This window comes from Chryseobacterium lathyri, assembly GCF_030812195.1.
In the GTDB taxonomy this organism is placed as follows: domain Bacteria; phylum Bacteroidota; class Bacteroidia; order Flavobacteriales; family Weeksellaceae; genus Chryseobacterium; species Chryseobacterium lathyri_A.
Window position 1 is genome coordinate 275454 of the sequence record NZ_JAUSSF010000002.1, and the last position, 25451, is coordinate 300904.

General features: G+C 36.0%; 17 protein-coding genes. 9 read left to right on the forward strand and 8 right to left on the reverse strand.

The genetic code is table 11. The features are described 5' to 3' along the window. Window positions 1–22 precede the first annotated feature (22 nt). From bshC to rimP, 8 genes are all read right to left on the reverse strand, one after another. Window positions 23–1609: a bacillithiol biosynthesis cysteine-adding enzyme BshC gene (bshC, locus tag J2T03_RS11470; RefSeq protein ID WP_307211322.1), complete on the reverse strand. Its 1587-nt coding sequence runs from the start codon at window positions 1607–1609 to the stop codon at window positions 23–25. 13 nt (window positions 1610–1622) lie between these two features. Further along, window positions 1623–3560 (reverse strand): putative porin, encoded by a 1938-nt coding sequence (locus tag J2T03_RS11475; protein ID WP_307211323.1) that lies wholly within the window; start codon window positions 3558–3560, stop codon window positions 1623–1625. Window positions 3561–3604: 44 nt separating this feature from the next. After that, window positions 3605–4285 (reverse strand): hypothetical protein, encoded by a 681-nt coding sequence (locus J2T03_RS11480; protein ID WP_307211324.1) that lies wholly within the window; start codon window positions 4283–4285, stop codon window positions 3605–3607. 105 nt (window positions 4286–4390) lie between these two features. Continuing rightward, window positions 4391–5785: a RagB/SusD family nutrient uptake outer membrane protein gene (locus J2T03_RS11485; protein WP_307211325.1), complete on the reverse strand. Its 1395-nt coding sequence runs from the start codon at window positions 5783–5785 to the stop codon at window positions 4391–4393. Window positions 5786–5797: 12 nt separating this feature from the next. Then, window positions 5798–8632: a SusC/RagA family TonB-linked outer membrane protein gene (locus J2T03_RS11490; protein ID WP_307211326.1), complete on the reverse strand. Its 2835-nt coding sequence runs from the start codon at window positions 8630–8632 to the stop codon at window positions 5798–5800. Between the two features lie 1017 nt (window positions 8633–9649). Further along, window positions 9650–12613 (reverse strand): translation initiation factor IF-2, encoded by a 2964-nt coding sequence (infB, locus tag J2T03_RS11495; RefSeq protein WP_306840488.1) that lies wholly within the window; start codon window positions 12611–12613, stop codon window positions 9650–9652. 77 nt (window positions 12614–12690) lie between these two features. Next, window positions 12691–13926: a transcription termination factor NusA gene (gene nusA, locus J2T03_RS11500; RefSeq protein WP_111959002.1), complete on the reverse strand. Its 1236-nt coding sequence runs from the start codon at window positions 13924–13926 to the stop codon at window positions 12691–12693. Between the two features lie 15 nt (window positions 13927–13941). Continuing rightward, entirely contained in the window at window positions 13942–14409 is a 468-nt protein-coding gene (rimP, locus tag J2T03_RS11505) for a ribosome assembly cofactor RimP (RefSeq protein ID WP_306840489.1), read from the reverse strand. 216 nt (window positions 14410–14625) lie between these two features. Here rimP and J2T03_RS11510 point away from each other — a divergent pair, with 216 nt between their 5' ends. From J2T03_RS11510 to J2T03_RS11550, 9 genes are all read left to right on the forward strand, one after another. Continuing rightward, complete coding sequence (locus J2T03_RS11510) at window positions 14626–15942, forward strand: UDP-glucose dehydrogenase family protein (protein WP_306840490.1); 1317 nt, start codon at window positions 14626–14628, stop codon at window positions 15940–15942. Further along, window positions 15943–17022: a dTDP-glucose 4,6-dehydratase gene (rfbB, locus tag J2T03_RS11515; protein ID WP_307211327.1), complete on the forward strand. Its 1080-nt coding sequence runs from the start codon at window positions 15943–15945 to the stop codon at window positions 17020–17022. Window positions 17023–17028: 6 nt separating this feature from the next. Continuing rightward, window positions 17029–17892 (forward strand): glucose-1-phosphate thymidylyltransferase RfbA, encoded by an 864-nt coding sequence (rfbA, locus tag J2T03_RS11520; protein ID WP_306840492.1) that lies wholly within the window; start codon window positions 17029–17031, stop codon window positions 17890–17892. A 199-nt stretch (window positions 17893–18091) separates the two neighbouring features. Next, window positions 18092–18514: a sugar 3,4-ketoisomerase gene (locus J2T03_RS11525; RefSeq protein ID WP_306840493.1), complete on the forward strand. Its 423-nt coding sequence runs from the start codon at window positions 18092–18094 to the stop codon at window positions 18512–18514. A 265-nt stretch (window positions 18515–18779) separates the two neighbouring features. Beyond that, on the forward strand, window positions 18780–19880 hold the full coding sequence (locus tag J2T03_RS11530) for a DegT/DnrJ/EryC1/StrS family aminotransferase (protein WP_307211329.1): 1101 nt from the start codon (window positions 18780–18782) through the stop codon (window positions 19878–19880). Window positions 19881–20143: 263 nt separating this feature from the next. Continuing rightward, window positions 20144–20989, forward strand: coding sequence for an ABC transporter permease (locus J2T03_RS11535; RefSeq protein WP_306840495.1), 846 nt, complete (start codon window positions 20144–20146; stop codon window positions 20987–20989). A gap of 40 nt (window positions 20990–21029) precedes the next feature. Beyond that, a complete protein-coding gene (locus tag J2T03_RS11540; RefSeq protein WP_306840496.1) occupies window positions 21030–22265 on the forward strand; it encodes an ABC transporter ATP-binding protein in 1236 nt (411 codons plus the stop codon). Between the two features lie 6 nt (window positions 22266–22271). Then, on the forward strand, window positions 22272–23603 hold the full coding sequence (locus J2T03_RS11545) for a glycosyltransferase (RefSeq protein WP_307211331.1): 1332 nt from the start codon (window positions 22272–22274) through the stop codon (window positions 23601–23603). Next, window positions 23584–25440, forward strand: a complete 1857-nt coding sequence (locus J2T03_RS11550; RefSeq protein ID WP_306840498.1) for a DCC1-like thiol-disulfide oxidoreductase family protein — start codon at window positions 23584–23586, stop codon at window positions 25438–25440. The genes J2T03_RS11545 and J2T03_RS11550 overlap by 20 nt, the downstream gene beginning before the upstream one ends. Window positions 25441–25451 lie beyond the last annotated feature (11 nt).

Consider the following 25451-nt stretch of genomic DNA (forward strand, 5'->3'; position numbering starts at 1 on the left):
TTACAAAAATACTTCTTTAAAATTAAATGGCAACAATTATTAATTTGGATTCTTGAACCACCATTTCTTCCCAACAATTTTCAAGCCATGTATAACCATAATCTGAAAAGAATACGCTAAAGTTATAGACTCTTTCCTGCCAGGTTTTTGAAGGATGTACATCTAAAAACAAATTCTCCAGTCTCTCGAGTAATTCGCTCTGTTTTATTTTTTCTGCATGCAACAGGCGTTTTTTCATTCTTAGGAATGATTTCAGCTGTCTCACTTCTTCTGCTTTCACCATATTTCCGAAAGAGCGCTCTGTAGTTTCTGCTGCAGATTTCAGTTCGGAGAAGCTTTTCTTTAGAAGTATTTCTTTTTCTTCAAGCAACGATAATACACGGCTATCTTTTAGAATTTTCTGATTGGTAACTGCTGTGAAGCTTCCAAAGAAATCTTGAATATTAAGACCCAGCTTCTCAATTTTGCCAACCGTTTTTTCTTTAATGAAAAGCATTGAGTTCCTTGGAATCAAAACAGGAAAAGGAATATTGACAGATTTAAAATAATCTTTTAACTCCAGCCAATACATAATCTCCGCATTCCCTCCGATGTATGCCAAGTTGGGAAGCACTTTCTCCTGATAAACGGGACGCATTAATGCATTCGGGCTGAATTTTTCGGGATGGTTTTCAAGCTCCTGAAGTATTTCTTCCTGGGTAAATGTTTTATCTGTATCTACTGCAATATATTTTTCACCGTCAAAATCGATCCTGTCTCTTGTTTCAGAAAGATAAAAAAGATTGATATCACGCGGATTGACCTGTACTTTTCCATATTTTCCTGTCAGAAAATCCACTTTTTCTTTTGAGTTTTTCTGTAAACTGAAATTCAGAAGCTCATCTTTAAAAATATCTTTGATCTGGTTTTTGAGTTCTCTGGAATCACCATCAATAATCAGCAGGCCAAATTCAGAAAAAAGCCTGTTTACTAAAATTTTAATGGCTTCCGTCAATGTATTTCCGGGTTTATACGCTTCTTTCATCATCAAAATCAGCTCTGTTCCGAATACGGAATCTTTAAATTCTTTTTCAAACTCAGAAATAAAGAATGTATCGCTGATCGTAATCCTGCCTACCGGTCCGCCAGATTTCTCGTTGATTTCATAATAATTGTTTTCTGTTTTGAAATGGTTGATCTCTGCAAAATCATGATCTTCCGATGCCATCCAGTATATGGGAACAAAATTAAAATCCGGAAATTTTTCTTTCAGATAGGCACATGTTTTAATAGTCTGTAAAATTTTATAGACGAAGAAAACAGGTCCGGAAAACAGATTTAGCTGATGCCCGGTAGTTACAGTAAATGTATTGGGTGTCTTCAGGTTTTCCAGATTTTCTTTCTGTTTCGATGAAAGGGTAAGCTCTGAAAGTTGTTTTTCTAATACATGGGTTAAGATTTGCCTTTGGTCCTGTGTAAAAGAATTCTGTTTGAGATGAAGCTGATCTTTAAAGTGATCTAAAGAAAAGGTATTTTTTTCAAAACCTTCAATTTTCTGATTCAGGAAATCTTTTATCAACTGAGGTATGCTTTCTATATCATTAAATGATATCTTATTTATTGTTTTCAACGCTGTTTTGTTTTTAGTTGAACAAATACCACACAATACCAATGTTTAATCTGAAATCATAAACCGGATAGTGTGGAAATGCGTATGCTTTATTGTTGGAAATTACGGTTCCTATCTGCTGGCCTTCTACGTAAAAGAACATTTTTTTAACCTTCATATTAATATAAAGGTCTACCATTGGCTGTCCTCCAATAGAGAACGAATCTGCATTAGGCAAAATATATTCGTTTAAAATCGGGAAGTAATCTCTTGAGGCAAATTTTGAGAAATAATACACTTTCAAACCTGCCTGAATTTCTGCTGCTTTTTTAAATGCCTGACTTTGGAAAAAGAAGTTGGCTCTTCCTATAAAGCTTGGCATCGGAAGCAGCTCTTTATTCGTCAGTGCATTCTGGAAATGCAGTCTTGTATTAAGATGGAATTTTCCATAACTGAATGTGGCATCTCCCCCGATCTGGGAAATGTTCAATGAATTGCTGCTCTGCGCCGGTGCTCCATCAGCATTGAAATAAGTGTAATTATCTATTCTGAAATAGTTGGCGAAAATTTCTGTTTTGAACCATTTTAGATTAACACTTCCTCCTATCTCTGTTACCGTCTGGTTTTTGGCGTCTGCAAGATAATAATTGTATTTGTTGTAAACGGAAGTATTTAAAAGGTAGTTAAATGATGGGTAAGCGCTCTGGAAGTTTACTTTTGCATTCACAAAATAATCTTTTACAGGCTCAAATTTTATGTTATTGGCTGTTCTAAGATAGCTCCCAAATTGGCTTCCGTTGGAAAATTCTAAAAAAGATTTCAGTTGGAACTTATCCCAAAGTTTTACCTGAAGATTTCCAACCGCTCCAATTCTATTTTCTTTAAATTCACCGGGAAGAGCTATACCATTTACTGTAGCAATATCTCTCACTCCAAATTTCAGCATCTGATACCGTACTCCACCATCAAGCTTAAATTTTTCATTATCAAAAACAAGACTCACAGTATTGCTGAAGTTATCCGAATATTTTTTTGTAGTAAGTGGAAAACCATTAGTCAATTCTGAAACGTTATCATACCAGTAGGGTTCCACTGCTCCCTGATTGTAAAAATATTTATTACCCTGATGAGACAAAGTATGTCTTATGCTGAATGGAATTTTTTCTGAATTGAAAGGTGTAAACTGATGGCTCAGAAAATATCTTCTGTATGAATACTGAGAACTTGACGAAGCCAGATTAACCTGGGCATTCTGTCTGTTTTTATAGTTGCTGTCACCACTCTGAAAAAGATCATCTTCTGTAATTCCACCGCTTTCCTGGTTGTTTACATTCTGGTGAAGATAATGGGCAAACAATTCATAATTCCCACTCTTGGAAACGTAATGTCCCGAAAATAAAGTATTGTTATTGGAAGCTAATGAATTTCTATAAAATCCCTGGGAGCGAAGCCCCATATATTCAAGGGCAAAATTAAATCTCTTCCCAATATTCTGGGTATAAGTAGATTTTAATGCAGCTCCATTCTTCATTGCAGTATGATAGATGAAGGCGGCCGTAGGTGTTTTTACATCGTAATATTTTACATCATCAGCACCGATGATCATGTATGCTTTGTTGGAAGGAAGTAAAGACAGGTTCTGCTCCGGATTCACTTCATAAATCAAAGGATTGAATCCTGCGCCTATATTAGCAACCTGAGCCCTCCCAAAGTTGTCCGTATTATTGTACTGCGAAAAAATATGGGTCTTGTCAAAAGTCAGCACAGTATCAAAAATCTTCTTTTCAGAAAACTGGGTCTGATACAGATAATCATTAATAGTAGGTTTAAAAATTTTCAGGGAATCTTTTTTCCCGGTATCTATGACAAGGGTATCTTCTTCTTTTTGCGGCCTTTTGATATCTGTCTTATTGACTACCTGGGCTTGGGCTACAAAACCGAAGAAGGTTATTATAAAGAGGATGTACTTCATTTTCTGCTATTGTACAGCAAAAATACATGTTTTTTTTATAATTATTATTTATTAATAAAGTCAACTAATTTTACAAGATCTTTTTCCTTATTAAAATTAATTTTATTGGTTTTAACAAAATTAGATAACTCTTTTTTGTCTAGGGATAACTGTTCTGCAAGTTCATCAGTACTTTTTGGCGCTTTATAAAATTGGCTTCCAATTGAAATTAAATATAGATCTTTTTCTTTTGCAAAATAGTCGTTAGCATCCTTGCCATAAGCATTAGGGCTTTTTTCACCAGCAATAAGCTCAACCTTCTCTCTCTTAAACAATCCATATTTAGCATCTTTTTTGTTTAATAGTACAAGATACCCAAATTTTTTATTGCCTAAATAGGTGTAATCTTTTACGATGTAGGTTTTATTTAATGTAGGAAAATGAATAACCAATCCTTCTACCTTATTCACAAAGTAATTTTCATTATCTTTTGCAAACTCCATTTCATCCTCATAAGCATTGTATCTAAGATCCTGAATATTGTTTGAATATCCCTCAATTGAGACTTTTTCAAATTTCTTACCATTTGTATATGGATCACCATCTATTTTATATTCACCACTTTTGCTCCTTTTACCAAGAGTAAAAATTTTATCACCAGACATAAAAACGTTATCATTTCCTGCCTGCGCAAAAGCAGTTGAGAAAATAGAAAACACAGCTAAAGTTAAAAGTATCTTTGTCATATCACTTTAAAGATTTATGTAAAGATAATAAATTCTTCTTTTGTATTTTAACAAAAAAACCGCCAATGGCGGTTTTTTTGTTAAGAATAAAATTATTGATAAATTCTAATTATCATAACCTGGATTAGATTGTACTGCTCCAACATTAGTTTCTGATAAAGGAATTGGGAAAGCATTCAATAATGGACTTGTACTAGCGTTTGCTGGTCTAGGAACAGCATCACCCCATCTTCTAAGATCCCATTGTCTTAAACCTTCACCAAGAAGCTCTCTTGTTCTTTCTTTTTTCAGTTCTACCATATCAACACTTGCCGCTGCAGGTAGATTCCTACTAAGTTGTATCTCATTGAAATACTCCAATGCCTTAGTAGCACTACCACCATTAAGCTCAGCTTCAACACCATCTAATAAAACTTCTTCATAACGAAGCATTTTGATATTGTCTGCCCCTGAAGCATTTAAATATTTACCTTTTACTCCATTAGAATTAGATAAATAATTTGTAGCTCCTGTAGTAATAAGAGATCTTCTAACATCTGCAACAGAGTATAATGCTACAGTAGCTGGTCTTACAACAAGATTACGATATCCACCATTGCTTAATTTGTGTCTATAAGAAGCCGTACCAAGAGCTGATGCGTTCCCTACAGCTAATTCAAATATTGAATTAGAAGCTGAACCATTCATTGCAAAAGTAAAAGAAGACTGAAGATTGGCAGCGCCAACTACTTCATACTCGTTAGAATCAACAATATCATTTACCAATTGTCTCACCTTAGCATAATCACCTTTATAAAGATAGAATCTAGCCATTAAGCCTTTAACAGCTGAAAGCGATAGCTCAGTTCTATTAGAAGATCCTAAATCCCAACCAGCATGATCCTCCATTAACTGTTCTGCTTTAGCAAAATCAGCAGCAATTTGTGCTTCAGTTTCTGCAATAGTACTCCTTGGCTGTTTAGCTAAAGGATCATATTTAAGTGGCAAAACGATACCTAAATTCGTTGATGATCCAGTATATTTCTGCCCATATAGACGAAGTAAATCAAAGAAGCCTAGAGCTCTAATTGCATAAGCCTGTCCTTGTAAGAAACCTGCGTAATCTTTATCATCTTGGTTAAATGAGCTAAAATCTGTATTAATTACAACATTAGCTAAACCAACCGTTTTATAAATATGATTCCAAGTATCTTTTGCATAAGCATCAGCGGATGTCTGTGTATAGTTCATCACGTTTACATAGTAACCACTAGCTCCATTACTAAGCATTTCATCAGATCGCACTTCACCATAAGCTAAGAAATCACATCCATAGTAGTACTGGCTTCTCATAGCAGCATACCCACCTCTTACAAAAGACTCTACTTCCTGAACAGATTTTAAAGGAGCCTGCTCTACTTCCTGATAGAATTCTCTATCAACAAAATCATCACTACAAGAGACATTTAAAGTCAAAAGTCCAATAGATAATAATGCTACTTTTAATATTTTATTTTTCATTTTTTCTTTTTTTTAAAAACTTAAATTAACACCAAATAAGAATGACTTCAATACTGGCAAACTTAGATCTGTATAACCTGATATATTTGTTTCAGGATCAAATTTAAGATTCTTATCGAATCTGTATGTATATGCATTATTAGCCATTACATATACTTGCAATGAACCAAATCCAGATCCATTAAGGAAATCACTGCTAAATGTATAACCTAATCTAGCATTACTTAGACGAATATAATCTGAATCATATAAGAATCTCGTTGAAGCACTATTTGATAACTTATTCCCTCCAATAATTGGTTTTGGATTAGAAGCACCAGTATTAGTTGGCGTCCAATAATCTCCCATCACATCACCATATCCTGGATAGTTAACTGAATACTGCCCGTCTGAATATAAGTAATTAGACCAGTTATCATAAATCTTACCTCCGAATCCATAAGTGAATTGTAGATCAAGTGAAAATCCTTTATAAGAAAGACTGGTATTAGCACCTCCAAAAACATTACTTAGGAAAGATCCTTGTACAGCTTGTTTAGCTAAGTTATAGTTATTAGTTGTTTCTCCGTCTACACCATTAATATACCAAAGTGGATCTCCATTGCTAGGATCTACTCCAGCCCATTTTCTCAAATAGAATGTTCTCACTCCTTCACCTACTCTAACTGTTGTTGTGGATGTATTAACATCCGAACCATACAATTCAGTAACTTCATTATCTAGAGTAGATAAGTTAGCCCCAATTGACCAGTTAAATTGATCTCTATCTCCTTTAAAGATATCTCCATTTACAGAGAATTCGAAACCTTTATTTACTAGTGTTCCAATATTATCAACATAATAAGCATTTCTAGGGTCAGCAGGATTATTAACACCTTGTGCTGCAGATAATGGAATATTATATATAAGATCTTTGGTCTTCTTATTATAGTATTCTGCAGAAACCGTCAATCTATTCTTGAAGAATCCCATATCAATTCCAACATTGAAAGGGTTTACAGTTTCCCAAGACAAATTAGGGTTAAAAACTCTATTCATAGTTGCTGCTGCAAAATCATTATAGTTAGTTGTATAAGAATAAGTAGCATATGGATTAGCAGTTACCTGATTCCCTAGTTTACCGTAAGATGCTCTAAATTTCAGCATAGAGATAGCATCAATATTTTTAATCGTTTCAAAACGAGCTAAGTCTAATCCAACCCCTACAGACCAGAAATTACCAGCCTTTTTACCTGGAGTAAACTGGGAAAGAATATCACGTCTGTAAGACGCATCTAATAAAATTAACTTATCATAATCATAGTGACCAGTAGCTGCATAACCATAACGAGATGTTACATCTCTGTCACCAGCATAACCAAATGGCACAACAAAATTCGTAAGAGTTTCAAGAGTTGGAGTACCAACTGTAATCCCCGTAGCTGTCAGATATTTATTATCTCTTTTATATGCTTCCTGAATTAATGATGCTCCAAAATTATGACGATCAAGTCTATAAGTAAAATCTAAGATATTTTGTATATTAAAGTTAAAATATCTATTTACACTTGTTTGTTGGTATCCTCCATAAGCTTGTCCATCTCCATGTATTGGGTTCCAATAGGTATCCTCTTCTAAGTTAATATATTCTGGAGAGAAAACAAATCTATATGTAAGATTTTTTAATATTTTATATTCAGCATTTAAGTTCGCAAAAGCTCTGAAGTTTCCTCCACGTACATAGTTCATCTCTTGAAGAGCTGCCGAATTGAAATTATTATTACTTAATCTACCTCCATTCCCATAATTCCAGCTTCCGTCCGGATTTGTCACAGCATCTGTTGGTCTATTAAAGTATTGAGTAAGGATAGGGTTTGAAAATGCACCCGCATCACTGAGTGTACTGATCTTCCCATATGAAAATTGGAAATCTGTACTTATTTTCAGTTTATCAGTAGCCTGATATCCTATTTTAGTAGTGAATGCTAGTCTATCAAAATAAGATCCTTTAACAACACTTTCCTGGTTATAATAATTTATTGATGAATAATATGTAAACTTTTCATTTCCTCCAGAAACATTAAAGTCTATATTTTGCTGATAGCCTAACTTCTGAGTTGCTTTCTGCCAATCAGTATTATTTGTAGATTGAAAAACATCCGCAGCATTAGCTCCCACAGCTCCATTTGCAATTTGTTCTGCAGTATAATTTACATTATCTCGGTTTGAATACGCCTGAAGCAAATATGTTTGCCAGTCAGAAGTAGAGAAAGAAGCATGAGGTTTTACTGCTCTATCATTAAAACCACTATTGAAGCCAAAATTAAATCTAGCCTTTCCTTTTTTACCCGATTTTGTTGTAATTACAATAACTCCAGCTCCAGCATCAGCACCATATACTGCTGTAGAAACAGCATCCTTTAACACAGTAACATTTTCGATATCATCTGGATTCAATCCTGCCAAAGCATTTGCTGTAGTGGTTTGTCTTGACAAGTCACCAGAGGAAATTCTAACACCATCAACAATGTAAATAGGTGAAGAAACACCATTAATTGATGAAATACCACGAACACGAACATTGGTCATACCTCCAGGCTGACCAGAAGCACTTCCCGTCTGTACCCCTGCAACTCTACCCTGTAGCATTTTATCTACAGAAGCTACCGGAACATCTGCAATCGCTTTTGCGGTCATAGTACTGACTGACCCAGTCATTTCTTGTATTGTTTTCTTCTGTCCGAATCCAACCATTACTACTTCGTCAATCTGCGTAGTAGCTGTGTCCTTTTTCGTTGTTTGTGCAAAAGCCACCTGTCCTAAGAAAAACAGAGCTCCAGCACTTAATACACGTAGTTTAACATTCATATTAACAAATTTTAATATATTTAATTCGCAAATATGTTAATAAATATTAACACTCGCAAGTACACTTACAGTGTTATTAACGACTGTTAGTTAATTAGTTCTACTCATAATCTTTGAAATAATATGGATTAAACAATAATATTCAGCATTATTTATATAAAATATTTTTTTTTTACTCATGTTATTTTTTTTAACAAATTATTACCAATATAAAAAATATTATTTAGAATTAATATAAATTACATTTTTAAAAAAGTATCCTAAAAATAAACCATTTTCACAAAGAAATTAACTGTTAACCAACTGCAATATAGCAGTTAGCAAGAAAAGATAAATAGCATATCAACTTTTGTCTTTGTGAATCAATTTCCTTTGTGAGTATTTCAAGCAATGCATTGCAATCTTCTGTTTTCCTTTATTTATTTTATAAAAAGAAATCAAGATCAGAATTTTTATCAAGAAATGATTCTTTAAGATCTTTTAAGTTTAAAAATGCATCAGTACTTTAATTTCTGAATTATAGAAAATAATCAGGTTTTAAATTAGAAAATTTAGTTGATACACTTTAATAATATGTATTTTCTGTAATTTTACCTTTAGAAAACTTTACCGTTTCTTTCTTACGATTGGTAAAATTATTTTTCTGAGGAAGATTGAAGATAATAACTATCATTAATTAATCTTATTGATATTATTTCTATTAAAATATTCGACTCCTTCCTTGGGTACTTTGAAATATTCTTCATCTTTTTTCAGAATAATTTCATCATTATAAATATTGTATCTCAAAAGAAATGTACCTTTTCACCCTTAATAGTGCAAGGCGAAAATTCTTTATCTAAAAATGGCGATCCTTCATATTCATTGTCAGTAAGCCCACTTATACCTATTTTATTAACAGCTTGTGGCACCAATTTGTCATAGTTGAGTATATTTTAAGGCTATATTTTTAATTTGGGAAAACAAAAAAAAACCACTTTTTTCAAAGTGGTTTTACATTTATAATTTAAAAACTATTTATTTCAGTTTCTTCTTAACAGCTACTTCTTCGTAAACTTCAAGAATATCTCCAACTTCAATATCGTTATAACCTTTCAGGTTCAATCCACACTCGTAACCTTTGGTTACTTCTCTTACATCATCTTTGAAACGCTTCAAGCTTTCCAGCTCTCCGTCAAATTTAACGATACCATCTCTAAGTACTCTTACTTTAGACTGTCTGGTTACTTTACCTGAAAGAACCATACATCCTGCAATGGTACCTACTTTAGAAATTTTGAATACTTCTCTGATTTCAACATTACCGATTACCTGTTCTTTGATTTCAGGAGAAAGCATACCTTCCATCGCTTCTTTAACCTCATCAATGGCAGCATAAATTACTGAATATGTTCTGATCTCTATTTCCTCCTTATCAGCCAATTCTTTAGCATTAGCACCGGCTCTAACATTAAATCCGATAATAATTGCGTCAGAAGCGGTTGCTAAGTTAACATCAGATTCAGTAATCTGTCCAACACCTTTATGAAGAATATTTACATTGATCTCTGCTGTAGATAATCTCTGCAATTGATCAGATAATGCTTCTACAGAACCATCAACGTCACCTTTAAGGATAATATTCAATTCTTTGAACTCACCTAATGCAATTCTTCTTCCAAGTTCTTCAAGTGTAGTATGCTTCTTAGTTCTTATTGAAAGTTCTCTTTGCAACTGCTCTCTCTTATTGGCGATTGTTTTAGCTTCGCTTTCATCTGAATATACCTTAAACTTATCACCAGCTGTTGGTGCCCCATCAAGGCCTAAGATCGTAACAGGGATTGAAGGGCCGGCTTCTTTAAGGTTTCTGCCTCTTTCATCAAGCATAGCTTTTACCTTACCGTGGTTTTTACCTGCCACTACATAATCTCCAACTTTTAAGGTTCCGGTCTGCACTAACATTGTAGCAACATATCCTCTTCCTTTATCTAATGAAGCTTCAATAACAACTCCCTGAGCTGCTCTATCAGGATTAGCCTTCAGATCAAGCATTTCTGCCTGAAGCAATACTTTTTCCAAAAGAACATCCATATTGTTACCGAACTTCGCAGAAATCTCCTGCGCCTGAACATTTCCACCCCATTCCTCTACAAGGATATTCATCCCGGAAAGCTGCTGACGGATATTGTCAGGGTTAGCATTTGGTCTGTCCACTTTGTTTAAAGCAATGATCATTGGTACTCCTGCAGCCTGTGCGTGAGAAATTGCTTCTCTCGTTTGAGGCATCACATCATCATCGGCAGCAATTACAATAATTGCAATATCGGTAATCTGAGCACCTCTGGCTCTCATCGCGGTAAATGCCTCGTGACCCGGTGTATCTAAGAATGTAATTCTTTGTCCGTTTTCTAATTTTACGTTGTATGCTCCAATGTGCTGGGTAATACCTCCTGACTCACCAGCGATAACATTGGTTTTTCTGATGTAGTCAAGTAAAGACGTTTTACCGTGGTCAACGTGCCCCATTACCGTTACGATTGGTGCTCTTGGGGAAAGATCCTCCTCAGTATCCATATCCTCTTCAGATTCTATCTCTTCAAGGTCAGCATCTGAGAATTCTATTTTATATCCAAATTCATCTGCAACTAACAATAAAGTGTCAGCTTCAAGTCTTTGGTTCATTGTTACCATTACACCTAAAGAGAAACAAGCAGAAATAACTTCTGTTGGAGAAACATTCATTAAACTCGCCAGTTCACCTACTGTGATGAATTCCGTAACTTTTAATGATCTGTCTTGAGCATCAATTTCTTGCTGACGTTCATCCTGCTCTCTACGGTAGGTTCTTTTATCTTTTCTGTGTTTAGCAGATTTAGATTTACCTCCTTTATTGGTTAGTTTTTCAAGAGTTTCCTTGATTTGGTTTTTAACCTGCTCGTCGGTAAGCTCAACAGGCATAGTTCTCTGCCCCGGTCTGTTGTTGTTTCCGCCCGGACCTTTTTTGAATCCGCCTCCCTGACCTGGTGGGCGGCTTCCTTGGTTATTTCCGAAACGGTTTCCTCCCTGACCTCCTTGTCCTGGTGGACGGTTACCTCCTGGTCCACCTTGTCCTGGTGGGCGGTTTCCTCCGGGACCTCCCTGGCCTTGAGGACGGTTACCCTGACCTCCTTGGTTACCTTGGTTATTGGTATTATTTCCTGAGTTTTGGTTATTCCCTTGTCCCTGTTGATTTGGTCCTCCGGGCTTTTCAATTCTCTTTCTTTTCTTTTTAGCGCCTGAACCAGGTTTTGGTGCAAACTGCGTCAAGTCGATCTTTTCACCAACAATCTTAGGACCGTCAAGTTTCTGATAAACAGTTTCTATTTTCTGAGGTTCCTGAGATTCAGGCTCAGCTGGTTTTTGAGGTTCTGCCTTCTTTTCAGCAACAGGCTCAGGCTGTTTTGGAGTTTCTTTCACAGGTTCTGCCGGTTTTTCCTCTTCTTTTTTCTCCTCCATTTTGGGTTTATCTTTTTTTACAGGTCTATTTCTGGATTCTATTTGGGACAGATCAATTTTATCCAGAACTTTGAATTCCTGTTTTTCAGGAGCTGCTTTAATTTCCGGTTCAGCCACAACTTCTTCTTTCTTTTCTTCAACCGGCGTTGTTACAGGTGCTGATGCTGCAGGCACTTCTTCAACTTCAGGAGCTTTAGATTCCAGATCTATTTTACCTAAAATTTTAGTTTCCGGTTTGTTTGCTTTAGCTCTTATTACTTCAGGGGTTTTCTTTTCTTCAATTTCCAGTTTTTCTTCCGGAACTTTAGTGATCACCACCTCATGGGAAGCCTTTCTCTGTTCGCCGTCTTTGGCAAACTCAGCCTCCAATGCAGAATATGCCGCTTCTTCTAATTGAGCGTTAGGATTGTTTTCAACCTCGAAATCCTTTGACTGTAAAAACTCTACTAATCTGGACATCGAAATATTGAATTCCTTAACCGCTTTATTTAATCTTATTTTTGGCATCTATATTATTTACTATTTTTTTAATTCTTAAAATTAAAGTATTTCTTTTTTACTGTTTATTAAAATTCATTAAAATCTTAATCTTCAAATTCTTCTCTTAGAATACGTTTTACATCTTCGATGGTTTCTTCTTCAAGATCTACCATATTTAAAAGACTTTCGGTATCCTTATCCAGTACTGATTTCGCAGTAGTAAGACCTACTTTCTTAAATTCATCCAAAATCCACTGCTCAATATCGTCATTAAATTCTCTCAAATCAACATCGTCATCCTCGCTGGATTCTCTATAAACATCTATTTCATATCCGGATAACCAAGAAGCCAGTCTGATATTCTGTCCTTGTTTTCCGATTACTTTGGAAATCTCTTCAACCGGAGTATAAACTAACGCATAGTTTGCATCCTCGTTGATGTCAATCTTGTTGATAGTAACATTCCCTAAAGCTCTTTTCACCATAATTTCAGGGTTTTTAGACCACTGAATCACATCGATGTTTTCATTTCTCAACTCTCTTACAACCCCATGAATTCTGGATCCTTTCACTCCCACACAAGCTCCTACAGGATCTATTCTGTCATCATAAGCATCTACTGCAATCTTCGCCTTCTCACCAGGAATCCTTACTACTTTCTTAAGCATGATCGTTCCATCCTGGATTTCAGGAATTTCCAGCTCTAGTAATTTCTCTAGAAATTTAGGTGCAGTTCTGGAAATAATAATCTGGGGTTTTGACCCTTTAAAATCTACTGTTTCAACAATAGCTCTGATATTTTCGCCTTTTTTAAAAAAGTCGGACGGGATCTGGTTTTCTTTTGGCAGAATAAATTCATTCTCCTCATCATCCAATAAGATCACATGTTTGTGACGGATGTGGTGGATCTCTCCAATAACAATCTCCCCAATTTTATCTCTGAACTGCTCATAAAGCATTGCATTATTATGTTCCTGAAGTTTTGTAGCCAGGATCTGCTTTAAGGTAAGAATATTTCTTCTACCCAGCTGGGCAACAGGAATTTCCATTGTAAAATCTTCGCCAACTTCAAAAGTAGGATCAATCTTCTTAGCTTCAGAAAGTTCGATTTCCAGATCGTCATCTTCAGACATTTCGTCCTCTACAATCGTTTTATTTAAAAATATCTGAAAATCTCCTTTATCAGGGTTCACAATTACATCAAAATGATCATCTGAATCAAATCTCTTTCTCAAAAGGGTCTTCAGTGAATCTTCAATAATTGCCATAAGATCAATCTTACTGATCCCTTTTTCGTCTTTAAAATCACCAAAGGATTCAATCAACGCTATATTATCCATCTATTTTTTTTTCTTTTAAAATTTAATTATTACTAACGCTTTTTTTATCTCAGAGTAAGGAATTTCTTTTTCCTCCTCCACATCCACTTTCCCTTTTCCGACATCTTTCGGTTTCCGGTAGCGTAAAATAAGTGTAATCTTTTCATCATCCACTTTTGCCAGCTCACCTTCAATTTTGGAAGAATCATTCAGCAATACTTCTATTTCTCTTCCGAAATTTTTCCGGAACTGTCTCGGAGCGGAAAGCGGCTCACTTAGTCCTGCAGACATCACCTGAAGGCTAAAATCATGCTCTTCACGGTCCATATTAAACTCTATAGCACGGCTTGCATCAAGACAGTCCTGAAGCGTCACCCCATTATCACCATCCAAGATCACAGTAATATCATCTCCTGCAGAAAATTTCAGATCAACAAGAAATAAATCCTTTCTGGTCTCAAGGAATTCATTCAATAATTCTTCAATTCTTTTTCTAAACTCCATACATTAATTATCTTGATTTACCAGTACGAAAAAAGGCTTTCTTCCGAAGCCTTCCCATTTTTTCCCGTAAATCCACTGCAAATATACGCATTTTTTCTAAAAAAGCAAAATCTACTTAATTATCAAGTAAATACCTTAAAATTTTTGATTAAGGTAAATTAAACAGGCAGGTGAAAGTATTTTTATTATTTTTGTCTGAAATTAAAAACATACATTTTGAATATAACAATTGTAGGAACAGGTTATGTAGGGCTGGTTACAGGTACTACCCTGGCAGAACTTGGCAATTCAGTATACTGTGTTGATATTGATGAAAAGAAAGTAGAAGGTATGAAAAACGGCATTGTTCCCATCTATGAGCCGAACCTTGAAGAGATGTTTCTGAGAAACATTCAATCTGAAAGATTATTTTTCACCACCAATCTTAAAGAAGCTTTAGACAAAAGTGAAGTCATATACCTGGCGCTACCGACACCGCCAGGAGAAGACGGCTCTGCAGATCTTTCATATGTTATCCAGGTTGCCAATAATATCGGAGAAATGATGACGGCATATAAAGTCATCGTGAACAAAAGTACTGTTCCCGTAGGAACGGCAGACAAAGTAAGAGAAGTAATTGCTTCCAGAACAGACATCCCTTTTGATGTGGTTTCCAACCCGGAATTCTTAAGGGAAGGCTTTGCCGTAGAAGATTCCATGAACCCTTCGAGAGTAGTGGTAGGAGCAAGTTCTGAAAAGGCAAAATCTATTATGGCTAAGATTTACCAGCCATTCACGAATACAGGAATTCCGATCATCTTTATGGATGAGAAATCATCGGAGCTTACAAAATATGCAGCCAATTCATTCCTTGCCGTAAAAATCACTTTCATGAATGAAATTGCCAATTACTGTGAGAAAGTAGGTGCAGATGTGGATAAAGTAAGACTTGGGATGGGAAGTGATGACAGAATCGGGCACCGGTTTTTATTTCCAGGTATCGGATACGGCGGAAGCTGTTTCCCTAAAGATGTGAAAGCTCTTATAAAGTCCGGAATACAGGAAGATTTCAACTTCCAAATCCTTGAGGCCACTGAAAAAGTAAATACTGCACAAAAGGTTATCCTGGTTTCAGAAATTGAAAAATACTTCGGAGGAAATATCAGGGGAAAGAAAATTGCAATGTGGGGTTTAGCATTTAAAGCCAACACAGACGACATCCGTGAGGCGTCTTCTTTGGACAATATTGCTCTTTTATTGGAAAAAGGCGCAGAAATTGCCGCGTATGATGCAGTAGCAGAAAATAATGTACAGAAACTTCTTGGTGACAAAATATACTATGCAAAAGGAATGTATGATGCCCTTGAAGGTGCAGATGCTTTATTTATTGCTACAGAATGGCCTGAGTTTAAAAATCCTAACTTTGAGCTGATGGCTAAGAAAATGAAAAATAAAGTCATTTTTGACGGAAGAAATATGTATCCGCTGGAAATTCCCGAACAGAATGGGTTTCATTACAAGAGTATCGGAAGAAAGACCATAGAAAATAAATAAATGAAAAATATAATCATTACCGGAGGAGCCGGATTTATAGGTTCTCACGTTGTAAGGGAGTTTGTAAAAAATAATCCGGACACAACAATTATTAATCTGGACGCCCTTACTTACGCTGGAAATTTAGAAAACCTGAAGGATATTGAAAATGAGCCTAATTACGTTTTCGAAAAGGCAGACATTACAAAACCTGAAGAATTAAGAAAAGTATTCGAAAAATATAACCCGGATGCAGTAGTGCATTTGGCGGCAGAAAGTCATGTAGACAGAAGTATTACAGATCCGATGGCATTTATTAATACCAATGTGAACGGCACAGCCAACCTTCTTAATCTATGTAAGGAATTCTGGACCTTAAATCCGGACCACACGCATGGAAGATTTCCTGATGGAAAAAGAAACAATTTATTTTATCATGTTTCTACGGATGAAGTATACGGAAGTCTTGGCGAAACAGGTTTCTTTTTGGAAACTACCGCTTATGACCCGCAATCTCCATATTCAGCTTCAAAAGCAGCTTCTGATCACTTGGTAAGAGCGTATGGAAACACTTACGGAATGCCGTTCATCATATCAAACTGTTCAAACAATTACGGACCGAATCATTTCCCTGAAAAACTAATTCCTCTGTGTATTTCAAATATTATTAATGAAAGACCATTACCAATTTACGGTGACGGGAAATATACAAGAGACTGGTTATTTGTGATTGATCACGCAAAAGGTATTCATCAAATCTTTAATGAAGCCAAAACCGGCGAGACTTACAATATTGGAGGGTTCAATGAATGGCAGAATATAGACCTGGTGAAAGAACTGATCAAGCAAATGGATTTCAAATTAGGAAAACCAGAGGGCCATTCTGAAAAATTAATCACTTTTGTAAAAGACAGACCGGGGCATGATAAGCGTTATGCTATTGATGCTACTAAACTTAATAAAGATTTAGGATGGAAACCATCCGTGACTTTTGAGGAAGGCCTTTCAAAAACTATCGACTGGTATCTGGAAAATAAAGAGTGGCTGGAAAATGTAACAAGTGGTGACTATCAGAAATACTACGAAAATCAGTATAATTAACAAAAGATGAAAGGCATTATACTAGCCGGAGGATCCGGAACAAGACTTTACCCTCTTACCATAGCCGTAAGCAAGCAACTGATGCCTGTTTATGATAAACCCATGATCTATTACCCTCTCTCAACTTTGCTATTGGCTGGGATTAAGGATATTTTGATTATTACAACTCCTCATGACCAGGCAGGATTTATCAAACTTTTAGGCGATGGGTCTCAGATCGGTTGTAATATAGAGTATGTTGTACAGCCAAGCCCGGACGGACTGGCACAAGCCTTTATTTTAGGTGATACATTCATAGGCAGTGATCCTGTTGCATTGGTTTTAGGAGACAATATTTTCTATGGCTCTGAAATGGGTACTTTGCTGAAGAACAAAACCAATCCGGATGGTGGAGTGGTTTTTGCCTACCACGTTTCAGATCCCGAAAGATATGGTGTTGTGGAATTTGATGATAATTTTAAAGCCGTTTCCATTGAGGAAAAGCCTTCAAACCCAAAATCAAATTATGCAGTTCCCGGGTTATATTTTTATGATAACGAGGTGGTGGAGATCGCAAAAAACATTCAGCCTTCTTCAAGAGGAGAACTTGAAATTACTGATGTCAACAATGTTTATTTAAGTAAAGGAAAACTTGAAGTAGGCGTTTTGGACAGGGGTACTGCATGGCTTGACACCGGAACTTTTGACTCCCTGAATGACGCTTCTGAATTTGTAAGTGTTATTGAAAAAAGACAGGGCTTCAAAATAGGCTGTATTGAAGAAATTGCGTTCCGTAATAAATTCATCAACGAAGAAAAGCTGCTGGAGACTGCTGAAAAATACGGTAAAAGCGGCTATGGTGAATACCTGAAGCAGCTCGTCCGAAAATAAAATTATCATATTTTGGATTTTAACAACTATTGGCCTTATAGCCGATAGTTGTTTAATATAGTATGTATCATATTCTCTCTAATTCGAAACCCCTATTTCATGCAATTTTTATACGGAGGTATATAATAATAACAGGCTGTACTCCGATAGTAATTTTATAATTAACTTTGAGGGCTTAAAGAATTATTTATAAACATTAATGGAATACAATAAACCGCAAATCATTATATTCAATAAAATAGGATCATCAGATCTAGGCTATATTACCATAGCGGAGACGCAGAAAAATGTTCCTTTTGAGATAAAACGTGTCTACTGGACGTATTATACGCCTCATGATGTAACGAGAGGAGGACATGCTCATAAAGCACTGCAGCAGTTTATATTTGCTGTTTCAGGAACCATTATCTTTAATACAGAGGACAAAGATGGCCATAAGGAAACTTTTACTTTAGATCATCCTACAAAAGGTCTATACATTCCCAATCTGGTATGGCGAGACATTCAGTTTTCCCATAATGCAGTATTGTTGTGTCTGGCTTCAGAAGAATACAATGAGGAAGATTATTTCAGAGATTATGAAGAATTTAAAAGGACAACAGACAAAAGTAAAAAAATATAACAGATAATATCATGAAATCCAATAATAGTGAAAATTCTAATAAGTAGGAATGTCAGAATAGGAGACAGTACCGCTATACTAGAAGCCACAGCATTATGTATGCAGGTTCTATTTTGGGAAGCATTTTATACAAACCAAAGGATACATACCAAAACTTAAACCAAGAAATTCAGGTCAGTTTCATTACCCTAGGCCTTATAATTTCTCAAGAAATGTGTCTTGGGAAAATGAGGGTTGAAATTGAAATTAAAAAACGGTTACGAAAATGATTAACTTTTTAGATTTAAAAAAAATAAACCTTAAATATCAGGAGGAAATTGAGAGTAAACTTTTAAGTGTTTTTCGCAGCGGCTGGTATTTGCTGGGAAGCGAACTTAAAAATTTCGAGGCCAATCTTGCTTCATATATAGGCTCAGAATATGCTTTAGGAGTAGCCAACGGATTGGATGCACTGCGTCTTATCTTCCGCGCCTATATTGAATTGGGCATTATGGAGGCAGGTGATGAAGTTCTTGTTCCGGCCAACACTTATATCGCTTCAGTTCTGGCTTTATCAGATAACGGACTTATTCCCGTATTTATAGAACCAGATGCCAATACGTATAATATTGATATTTCAAAAATCGAAGAAAAAATAACACCAAAAACAAAAGCCATCCTGATTGTTCACCTTCAGGGAAGAATTGTTTTTTCCGAAGAGCTCAAAAACATAGCATCAAAGCATAATCTAAAGATTGTGGAAGATAATGCACAGGCGATCGGTGCAGAATGGAAAGGTATTAAATCAGGAAACCTGGGTGATGCTGCCGGCTTCAGTTTTTATCCCGGAAAAAATCTTGGAGCTTTAGGTGATGCAGGAGCTGTAACCACGAATAATAAAGAAGTATTTGATGCCATACGCGCCATAGCCAACTACGGTTCAAACCAGAAATATGTTAACATTTATAAGGGATTAAATTCCAGGCTGGACGAAATTCAGGCTGCTGTTTTGGACGTGAAGCTGAAATACATAGACCACGAAAATGATACCCGAAGAGAAATCGCTAAAAGATTCATCTCTGAGATCAACAACCCCAAGATCATCCTTCCTGAAAACCCGGCCGACGAAAATGAGCATGTCTGGCATGTTTTTGTGATCAGAACAGAAAAAAGAGATGAGCTTCAAACCTATTTAACAGGAAAAGGCATCAATACTATTATCCACTATCCTATCCCACCTCACAAACAGGAAGCATACAAAGAGTACAACCACCTTTCGTTCCCGATTACAGAGAAAATGCATCATGAGGTATTGAGTCTTCCCATTTCTTCTGTTTTGGAAGAGGAAGAGATCCAGGATATTATCAAAGCTGTTAATGAGTTTTAAATTAAAGAAATAATACTGTAAACAGCTTCAAAATCTATTTTAGACAACAAAGTTTCACCGTGAATATTCCAAACAATTTGTCAACAAATAAGATTCTTATTATAAATTTCAATAACTATTGGCTTTATGGCTAATAGTTATTTGTTCATAATCACAAATATTAATATATTAGTTGTTGTTTTATATTTTATATGAACAATTATTCACTAATTAAAAAAGTTAAATAAGAATTAAATACTTTAAATTTGCAAAAACTTACACAAATGAATGAACCACAGCAGAAGTGGACAGAAATGATTGACTCCGATCATTCTCTATTTGACCTGAAATTAAAAGAGGTCTGGAGATATAAAGATCTGGTCTATATGTTTGTAAAAAGAGATTTTGTTTCCAGCTTTAAACAAACTGTATTAGGCCCGGTCTGGTTTTTTATCAACCCTATTCTCACTACGATTGTATATCTTGTCGTTTTCGGAAGAATAGCTAAGCTTCCAACAGACGGGCCTCCCCTCTTATTTTACCTTGCAGGGGTTACCCTTTGGAATTATTTTTCCACCTCCCTTATCGCAACGTCTAATACATTTGCAGGGAATGCCGGTATTTTCGGAAAAGTTTATTTTCCAAGGCTTGTAACTCCCTTATCAGTAGTAATATCCAATTTGATGCGGTTTGGAGTACAATTCCTTTTATTTATCCTGGCCTGGGCATATTACCTCTCCAAAGGGGAAGTTCATCCTAACATCTGGGTTCTTGCTACTCCGTTTCTAATACTTCTTATGGCTCTTTTTGCATTAGGGGTTGGAATGATTTTTTCCTCACTTACTACCAAATACAAAGACCTCAGTATGTTATTGGGATTCGGAATAAGCCTGTATATGTACGCAACTCCGGTTATTTACCCGGTATCCGCACTACAGGGTGTTTTCAGAAAACTGGCTTACTATAATCCGTTGACAGGCGTTTTTGAATGTTTTAAATATGCATGGATCGGTACCGGAGATTTTTCACCTGCAATGCTGGGAATCAGCTCAGTGATCATTCTGATTCTTCTGATGATAGGTGTTGTCGTTTTCAATAAGGTTGAAAAGACTTTCATGGATACCGTTTAGGAACCACAATCTTTTATTAATTTTAAATTCCAATTAAACTATGCTGGCTTTAAAAGCAGAAAATATATCAAAACAATACCGTCTCGGACAAGTGGGAACAGGTACGCTTTCTCACGATCTGAACAGGTTTTGGCACAAAGTAAGAGGCAAGGAAGATCCATATTTAAAAATCGGGGAAGCCAATGACAGATCAATTAAGGGAGATTCTGAATACGTATGGTCACTCCGTGACATCGATTTTGAAATCGAGCAAGGAAGTGCTGTAGGCATCATCGGCCGAAACGGAGCAGGAAAATCTACCCTACTCAAAATTTTAAGTAAAGTAACCAAACCCACCACAGGGAAAATCCACACCAATGGCAGAATTGCTTCCTTACTGGAAGTAGGTACGGGTTTTCACCCTGAAATGACAGGGCGCGAAAACATATTCCTCAACGGCGCTATTCTGGGAATGACCAGAAAAGAGATTACAAGGAAATTTGATGAGATTGTTGCTTTCTCAGGAGTGGAAAGATACATAGATACCCCGGTAAAAAGATATTCTTCGGGGATGTATGTTCGTCTTGCATTCGCAGTTGCTGCTCACCTTGAATCTGAGATCCTGATCGTGGATGAAGTACTGGCTGTAGGAGATGCTGATTTTCAGAAAAAATGTATCGGAAAAATGGGTGATGTTACCAAAGGGGAAGGACGAACCATTTTATTTGTAAGCCATAATATGGCTGCCGTAAAACAATTATGTACTTCAGGCATTCTTCTAAAAAATGGCCAGGTTGCAGACCAGGGAGGCATGAATAGAGTTCTGGAAAATTATATCATCCATGAACTATCCCCTAATTCTGAATTCAAATACATTGAAGATTTAAGTAAAAAGGCTCAGATTCATAATGTTAAAATTTTCAATAACAAGAATATTGAAACAATGGAATTCAGCCATACCGATGATATCAACATCAATATAGACTATGTCAACAGAAGTGTTGATAAGGGAGTCCGCGTTAATATTGCCATTTTAGACAAGTTTGAAAATGTGATCTTCATTACAAGGAAAACCATTGATGATATGCATGAAAACAGCCTGTCGATCCAAATTGAAGGTAATAAGCTTATTCCCAACACCTATATACTTTCCGTGGCACTAGATACTCCCGGAGTTGAACTTTATGATTATATAAAGGGGGGCATCCAGATCAGTATCATTGAAACAGGTCATGAAAACTTTCTTACAGGAGATACAGATAATGGGATTATTCACCCTCCTGTAATATGGATGTAAGTAATTATGAAAAAGATATTAGTTTTATCTACAGGGGATATAAACGGCGCCTATGAAGCCATGTACAAAGTGGCTCATATTTTTAAAAATATGGGACATGAAGTAGTGATGTGTGTAAAGAATAAAACGAAAACCGATGATTTTATAAAGCCTTATACGCATGTACAGCTTTCTCCTGTTAACAAAAACCTATCTTTAGCAGAAAGGGCAATACGGAAAATAAAAGCAAAATTGATACAGCCTCAGGTTACAGTTAAAAAAACATTAACAACAGACAGTAAGTATTCTTTTTTAAGCAAAGATGAAATTACAGAGAATATCAATGTAGACAGCCTGCTAAAGTCAGTAGGCTTTATCCCGGATTATATTTTTACCGGTATGACCATTGATTTTCTAAATAGTACCGATCTTTTCAATATTCAACAAGCCACACAAGCCAAAATATACAATATCACAGTGGATATGAATCATTTCACAGGAGGATGTCATTTTTCCTGGGGATGCAAGGGCTATATGAACACTTGTGATGACTGTCCGGCAATTCCCGATGAATCTCAGAAACCGGTTGCAAAGGATAATTTGGAAAGAAAGTATCAGAACGCTCAAAAAGCTGGATTTCAAATCATTGCAGGATCAGGATTAACTCTGGAACAGGCAAAAAAATCAAAAATATACAGGAATCAGAAAACAATCTATAACATCAACAGCTTAATAGATACGACCCTGCTTAATGATCAGAATAAAAGTATTGCAAAAAAGATTTTTTCTTTAGAAGAAGATCATTTCTATATCCTCACCGGAGCACAGAATATGGAGGATCCGCGGAAAGGGTTTAAATATCTCATTGAAGCTTTAGAACTGCTGGATCAGCAACTTCCTGAGGATGTAAAAAATAAAATAAACCTTCTGGTTGTTTCCAACAGTATAAATAAAGAGTTTGACAGGGTTACTTTTAAAAAGCAAAAGATAGATTATATCAAAGATTACAGACTGCTGTCCTTATTATATCAGGCCACTGACGTTTTTGTGAATTCTTCTATTGAGGATTCCGGCCCGATGATGGTTTCAGAGGCTTTAGCCTGCGGAACTCCTGTTGTAGGCTTTGACACAGGAGTACTAACCAATATGGTCATAGACGACTACAACGGATACAAAATTCCTATGAAAGACAGCCACCTGCTGGCAGAAGGAATTAAAAAAATATTTGAGCTGGATAAAAACCAATATGCAGTGTTCTCAAAAAATGCTGTACAGCAGGTTCAGGAATTTTCATCATATGAATATGCAGAAGAAATTTTTACCAAAATTTTAGAACAGGATGATCAAAAAACTTTATAATAAAAAAATTTCCGGGCTAGGGCTTTCCGTTTTCAGAATTGCCTACACATTGGTATTATTATGTGAAGTCGTTCAGCTCAATTATTTCAAGCACCTCATCTTTGATAAGATTCCGTTTATAAGACCTGCTGAGATTGACTTTGGAATTCCTATAAAAATATGGATGATTGCCATTATTTTTGTAATGTTCGGTCTTTTTACAAGACTGGCAACTATCATTAATTATTTAATGACCATTATTCTGCTGGGAACCATAAATACTTATGAGTACCATATGTTTTATGCCTATCTTGGAATGAATTTTCTCCTAATGTTCCTGCCTATATCCAGAAATCTCTCTCTGGACCGCCTTCTGCTGAAATATAAATATTCCAATACCAGATTCCAGTACAATCCCCCTGAAGAAGTCAGTGTTTTATCTTACTTCATTCCTGTTTTTGTTGGGATGGCTTTTGTATATTTTGATTCCATATTTTATAAATTTACATCAGCATACTGGACAGTAGGATTGGGCATGTGGTATCCCAGCAGCATCCCTTTTACCAACTATATTTCTATACCTACTATACTGGATCAGAAATACCTGATGCTTTTCCTGGGATATTTAACCATGGGCTTTGAATTGGTTTTCATTTTTACTTTTTTCAGAAAGAAATGGAGAATACCTCTTCTCATCATCGGTTTAGGGTTGCATTTAGGCATATTGATTTGCTACCCCATTCCCTGGTTCGGCTTAGGAATGTGTGCCATTTACCTTTTGATGGTTCCCGTTTCCTGGTGGGAAAAACTATTTAAGAGCTCTAAAAAACCAGCAAAACTTACCTTTTATTATGACGGAGAATGTCCTTTGTGTAATCGCACTAAGATTACGATACAACATTTTGATCTCGCAAAAAGGATTGATTTCAAAACGGTACAGTATTATGCAGAACAAGATGAATTATTAAAGAAGATTCCCACAGACGAGCTTCTGGACGACATCCATTCTGTTCGAAACGGAAAAATTTATAAAGGGCTGGATACATATATCCAGGTTTTCAATGCCATTACTTACTTAAAACCGTTAAGCTGGATCTTACGAGTCCCCGGCATTTACCACTCTGGAAAAGCAGTCTATCAATATATAGCCCAAAACAGGGATACAGAACGCTGTACGGAAGACAACTGCGGTTATACACCGCCTGAGGTCCCGCCAGATGAAGATAAACTAAAAATCCTTCAGAATTATACTCTTCAGGATCTCAAAATCTCTCTCATCAAAGCAGGCCTGTGTATCGTCATACTGCTGCAGGCCGTTGTATCTTACAATTCAATACAGAAAAAAGGAGGATTTGAAGACACTTCGCTGGGAAAAAAAATGAGCCAGATCTCGGATGCAGTAGAAAAGCCATCGAAAACTTACCTGGGAATTACCCACCATGCTGTTTTCATGGATTATCACTTTAGTGAATACAACCATATTGTTGCTGTTGTGTATGCTGATAAAACAGGCCGTGAAGTATGGCTCCCCATTATAGATAAGGATGGTACCGCCGGAAACTATCTCCATGGTCCAACATGGATCAAGTGGTCCTTCCGTACTACAGATAATGTTATCAACCAGGAGAATCTAAAAAGAGGCATCAGAGATTTTACAGCATTTTGGGCCAAGATGAATGGAGTAAATCTTAAAGACGCCAAATTTATAATCAAAGTAAAGAAAATTGACACTCCGTCCTATCATTGGGAAAAAGGCTTCTTAAAAAAGCAGATGGAAAAACCATGGGTGGATGCAGGCATTGTAACCTGGCTTGATAAAAAATATTCTATAGATATTAAGGAAATTGAAACTTTATAAGACTTGGTAGA

What these genes read in the sequence shown, in the direction of transcription:
- J2T03_RS11475 (WP_307211323.1), bottom strand. Translation starts at nt 3,560, where the DNA reads ATGAAGTACATCCTCTTTATAATAACCTTCTTCGGTTTTGTAGCCCAA.
- J2T03_RS11480 (WP_307211324.1), bottom strand. Translation starts at nt 4,285, where the DNA reads ATGACAAAGATACTTTTAACTTTAGCTGTGTTTTCTATTTTCTCAACT.
- J2T03_RS11485 (WP_307211325.1), bottom strand. Translation starts at nt 5,785, where the DNA reads ATGAAAAATAAAATATTAAAAGTAGCATTATTATCTATTGGACTTTTG.
- J2T03_RS11490 (WP_307211326.1), bottom strand. Translation starts at nt 8,632, where the DNA reads ATGAATGTTAAACTACGTGTATTAAGTGCTGGAGCTCTGTTTTTCTTA.
- infB (WP_306840488.1), bottom strand. Translation starts at nt 12,613, where the DNA reads ATGCCAAAAATAAGATTAAATAAAGCGGTTAAGGAATTCAATATTTCG.
- nusA (WP_111959002.1), bottom strand. Translation starts at nt 13,926, where the DNA reads ATGGATAATATAGCGTTGATTGAATCCTTTGGTGATTTTAAAGACGAA.
- rimP (WP_306840489.1), bottom strand. Translation starts at nt 14,409, where the DNA reads ATGGAGTTTAGAAAAAGAATTGAAGAATTATTGAATGAATTCCTTGAG.
- rfbB (WP_307211327.1), top strand. Translation starts at nt 15,943, where the DNA reads ATGAAAAATATAATCATTACCGGAGGAGCCGGATTTATAGGTTCTCAC.
- rfbA (WP_306840492.1), top strand. Translation starts at nt 17,029, where the DNA reads ATGAAAGGCATTATACTAGCCGGAGGATCCGGAACAAGACTTTACCCT.
- J2T03_RS11525 (WP_306840493.1), top strand. Translation starts at nt 18,092, where the DNA reads ATGGAATACAATAAACCGCAAATCATTATATTCAATAAAATAGGATCA.
- J2T03_RS11530 (WP_307211329.1), top strand. Translation starts at nt 18,780, where the DNA reads ATGATTAACTTTTTAGATTTAAAAAAAATAAACCTTAAATATCAGGAG.
- J2T03_RS11535 (WP_306840495.1), top strand. Translation starts at nt 20,144, where the DNA reads ATGAATGAACCACAGCAGAAGTGGACAGAAATGATTGACTCCGATCAT.
- J2T03_RS11540 (WP_306840496.1), top strand. Translation starts at nt 21,030, where the DNA reads ATGCTGGCTTTAAAAGCAGAAAATATATCAAAACAATACCGTCTCGGA.
- J2T03_RS11545 (WP_307211331.1), top strand. Translation starts at nt 22,272, where the DNA reads ATGAAAAAGATATTAGTTTTATCTACAGGGGATATAAACGGCGCCTAT.
- J2T03_RS11550 (WP_306840498.1), top strand. Translation starts at nt 23,584, where the DNA reads ATGATCAAAAAACTTTATAATAAAAAAATTTCCGGGCTAGGGCTTTCC.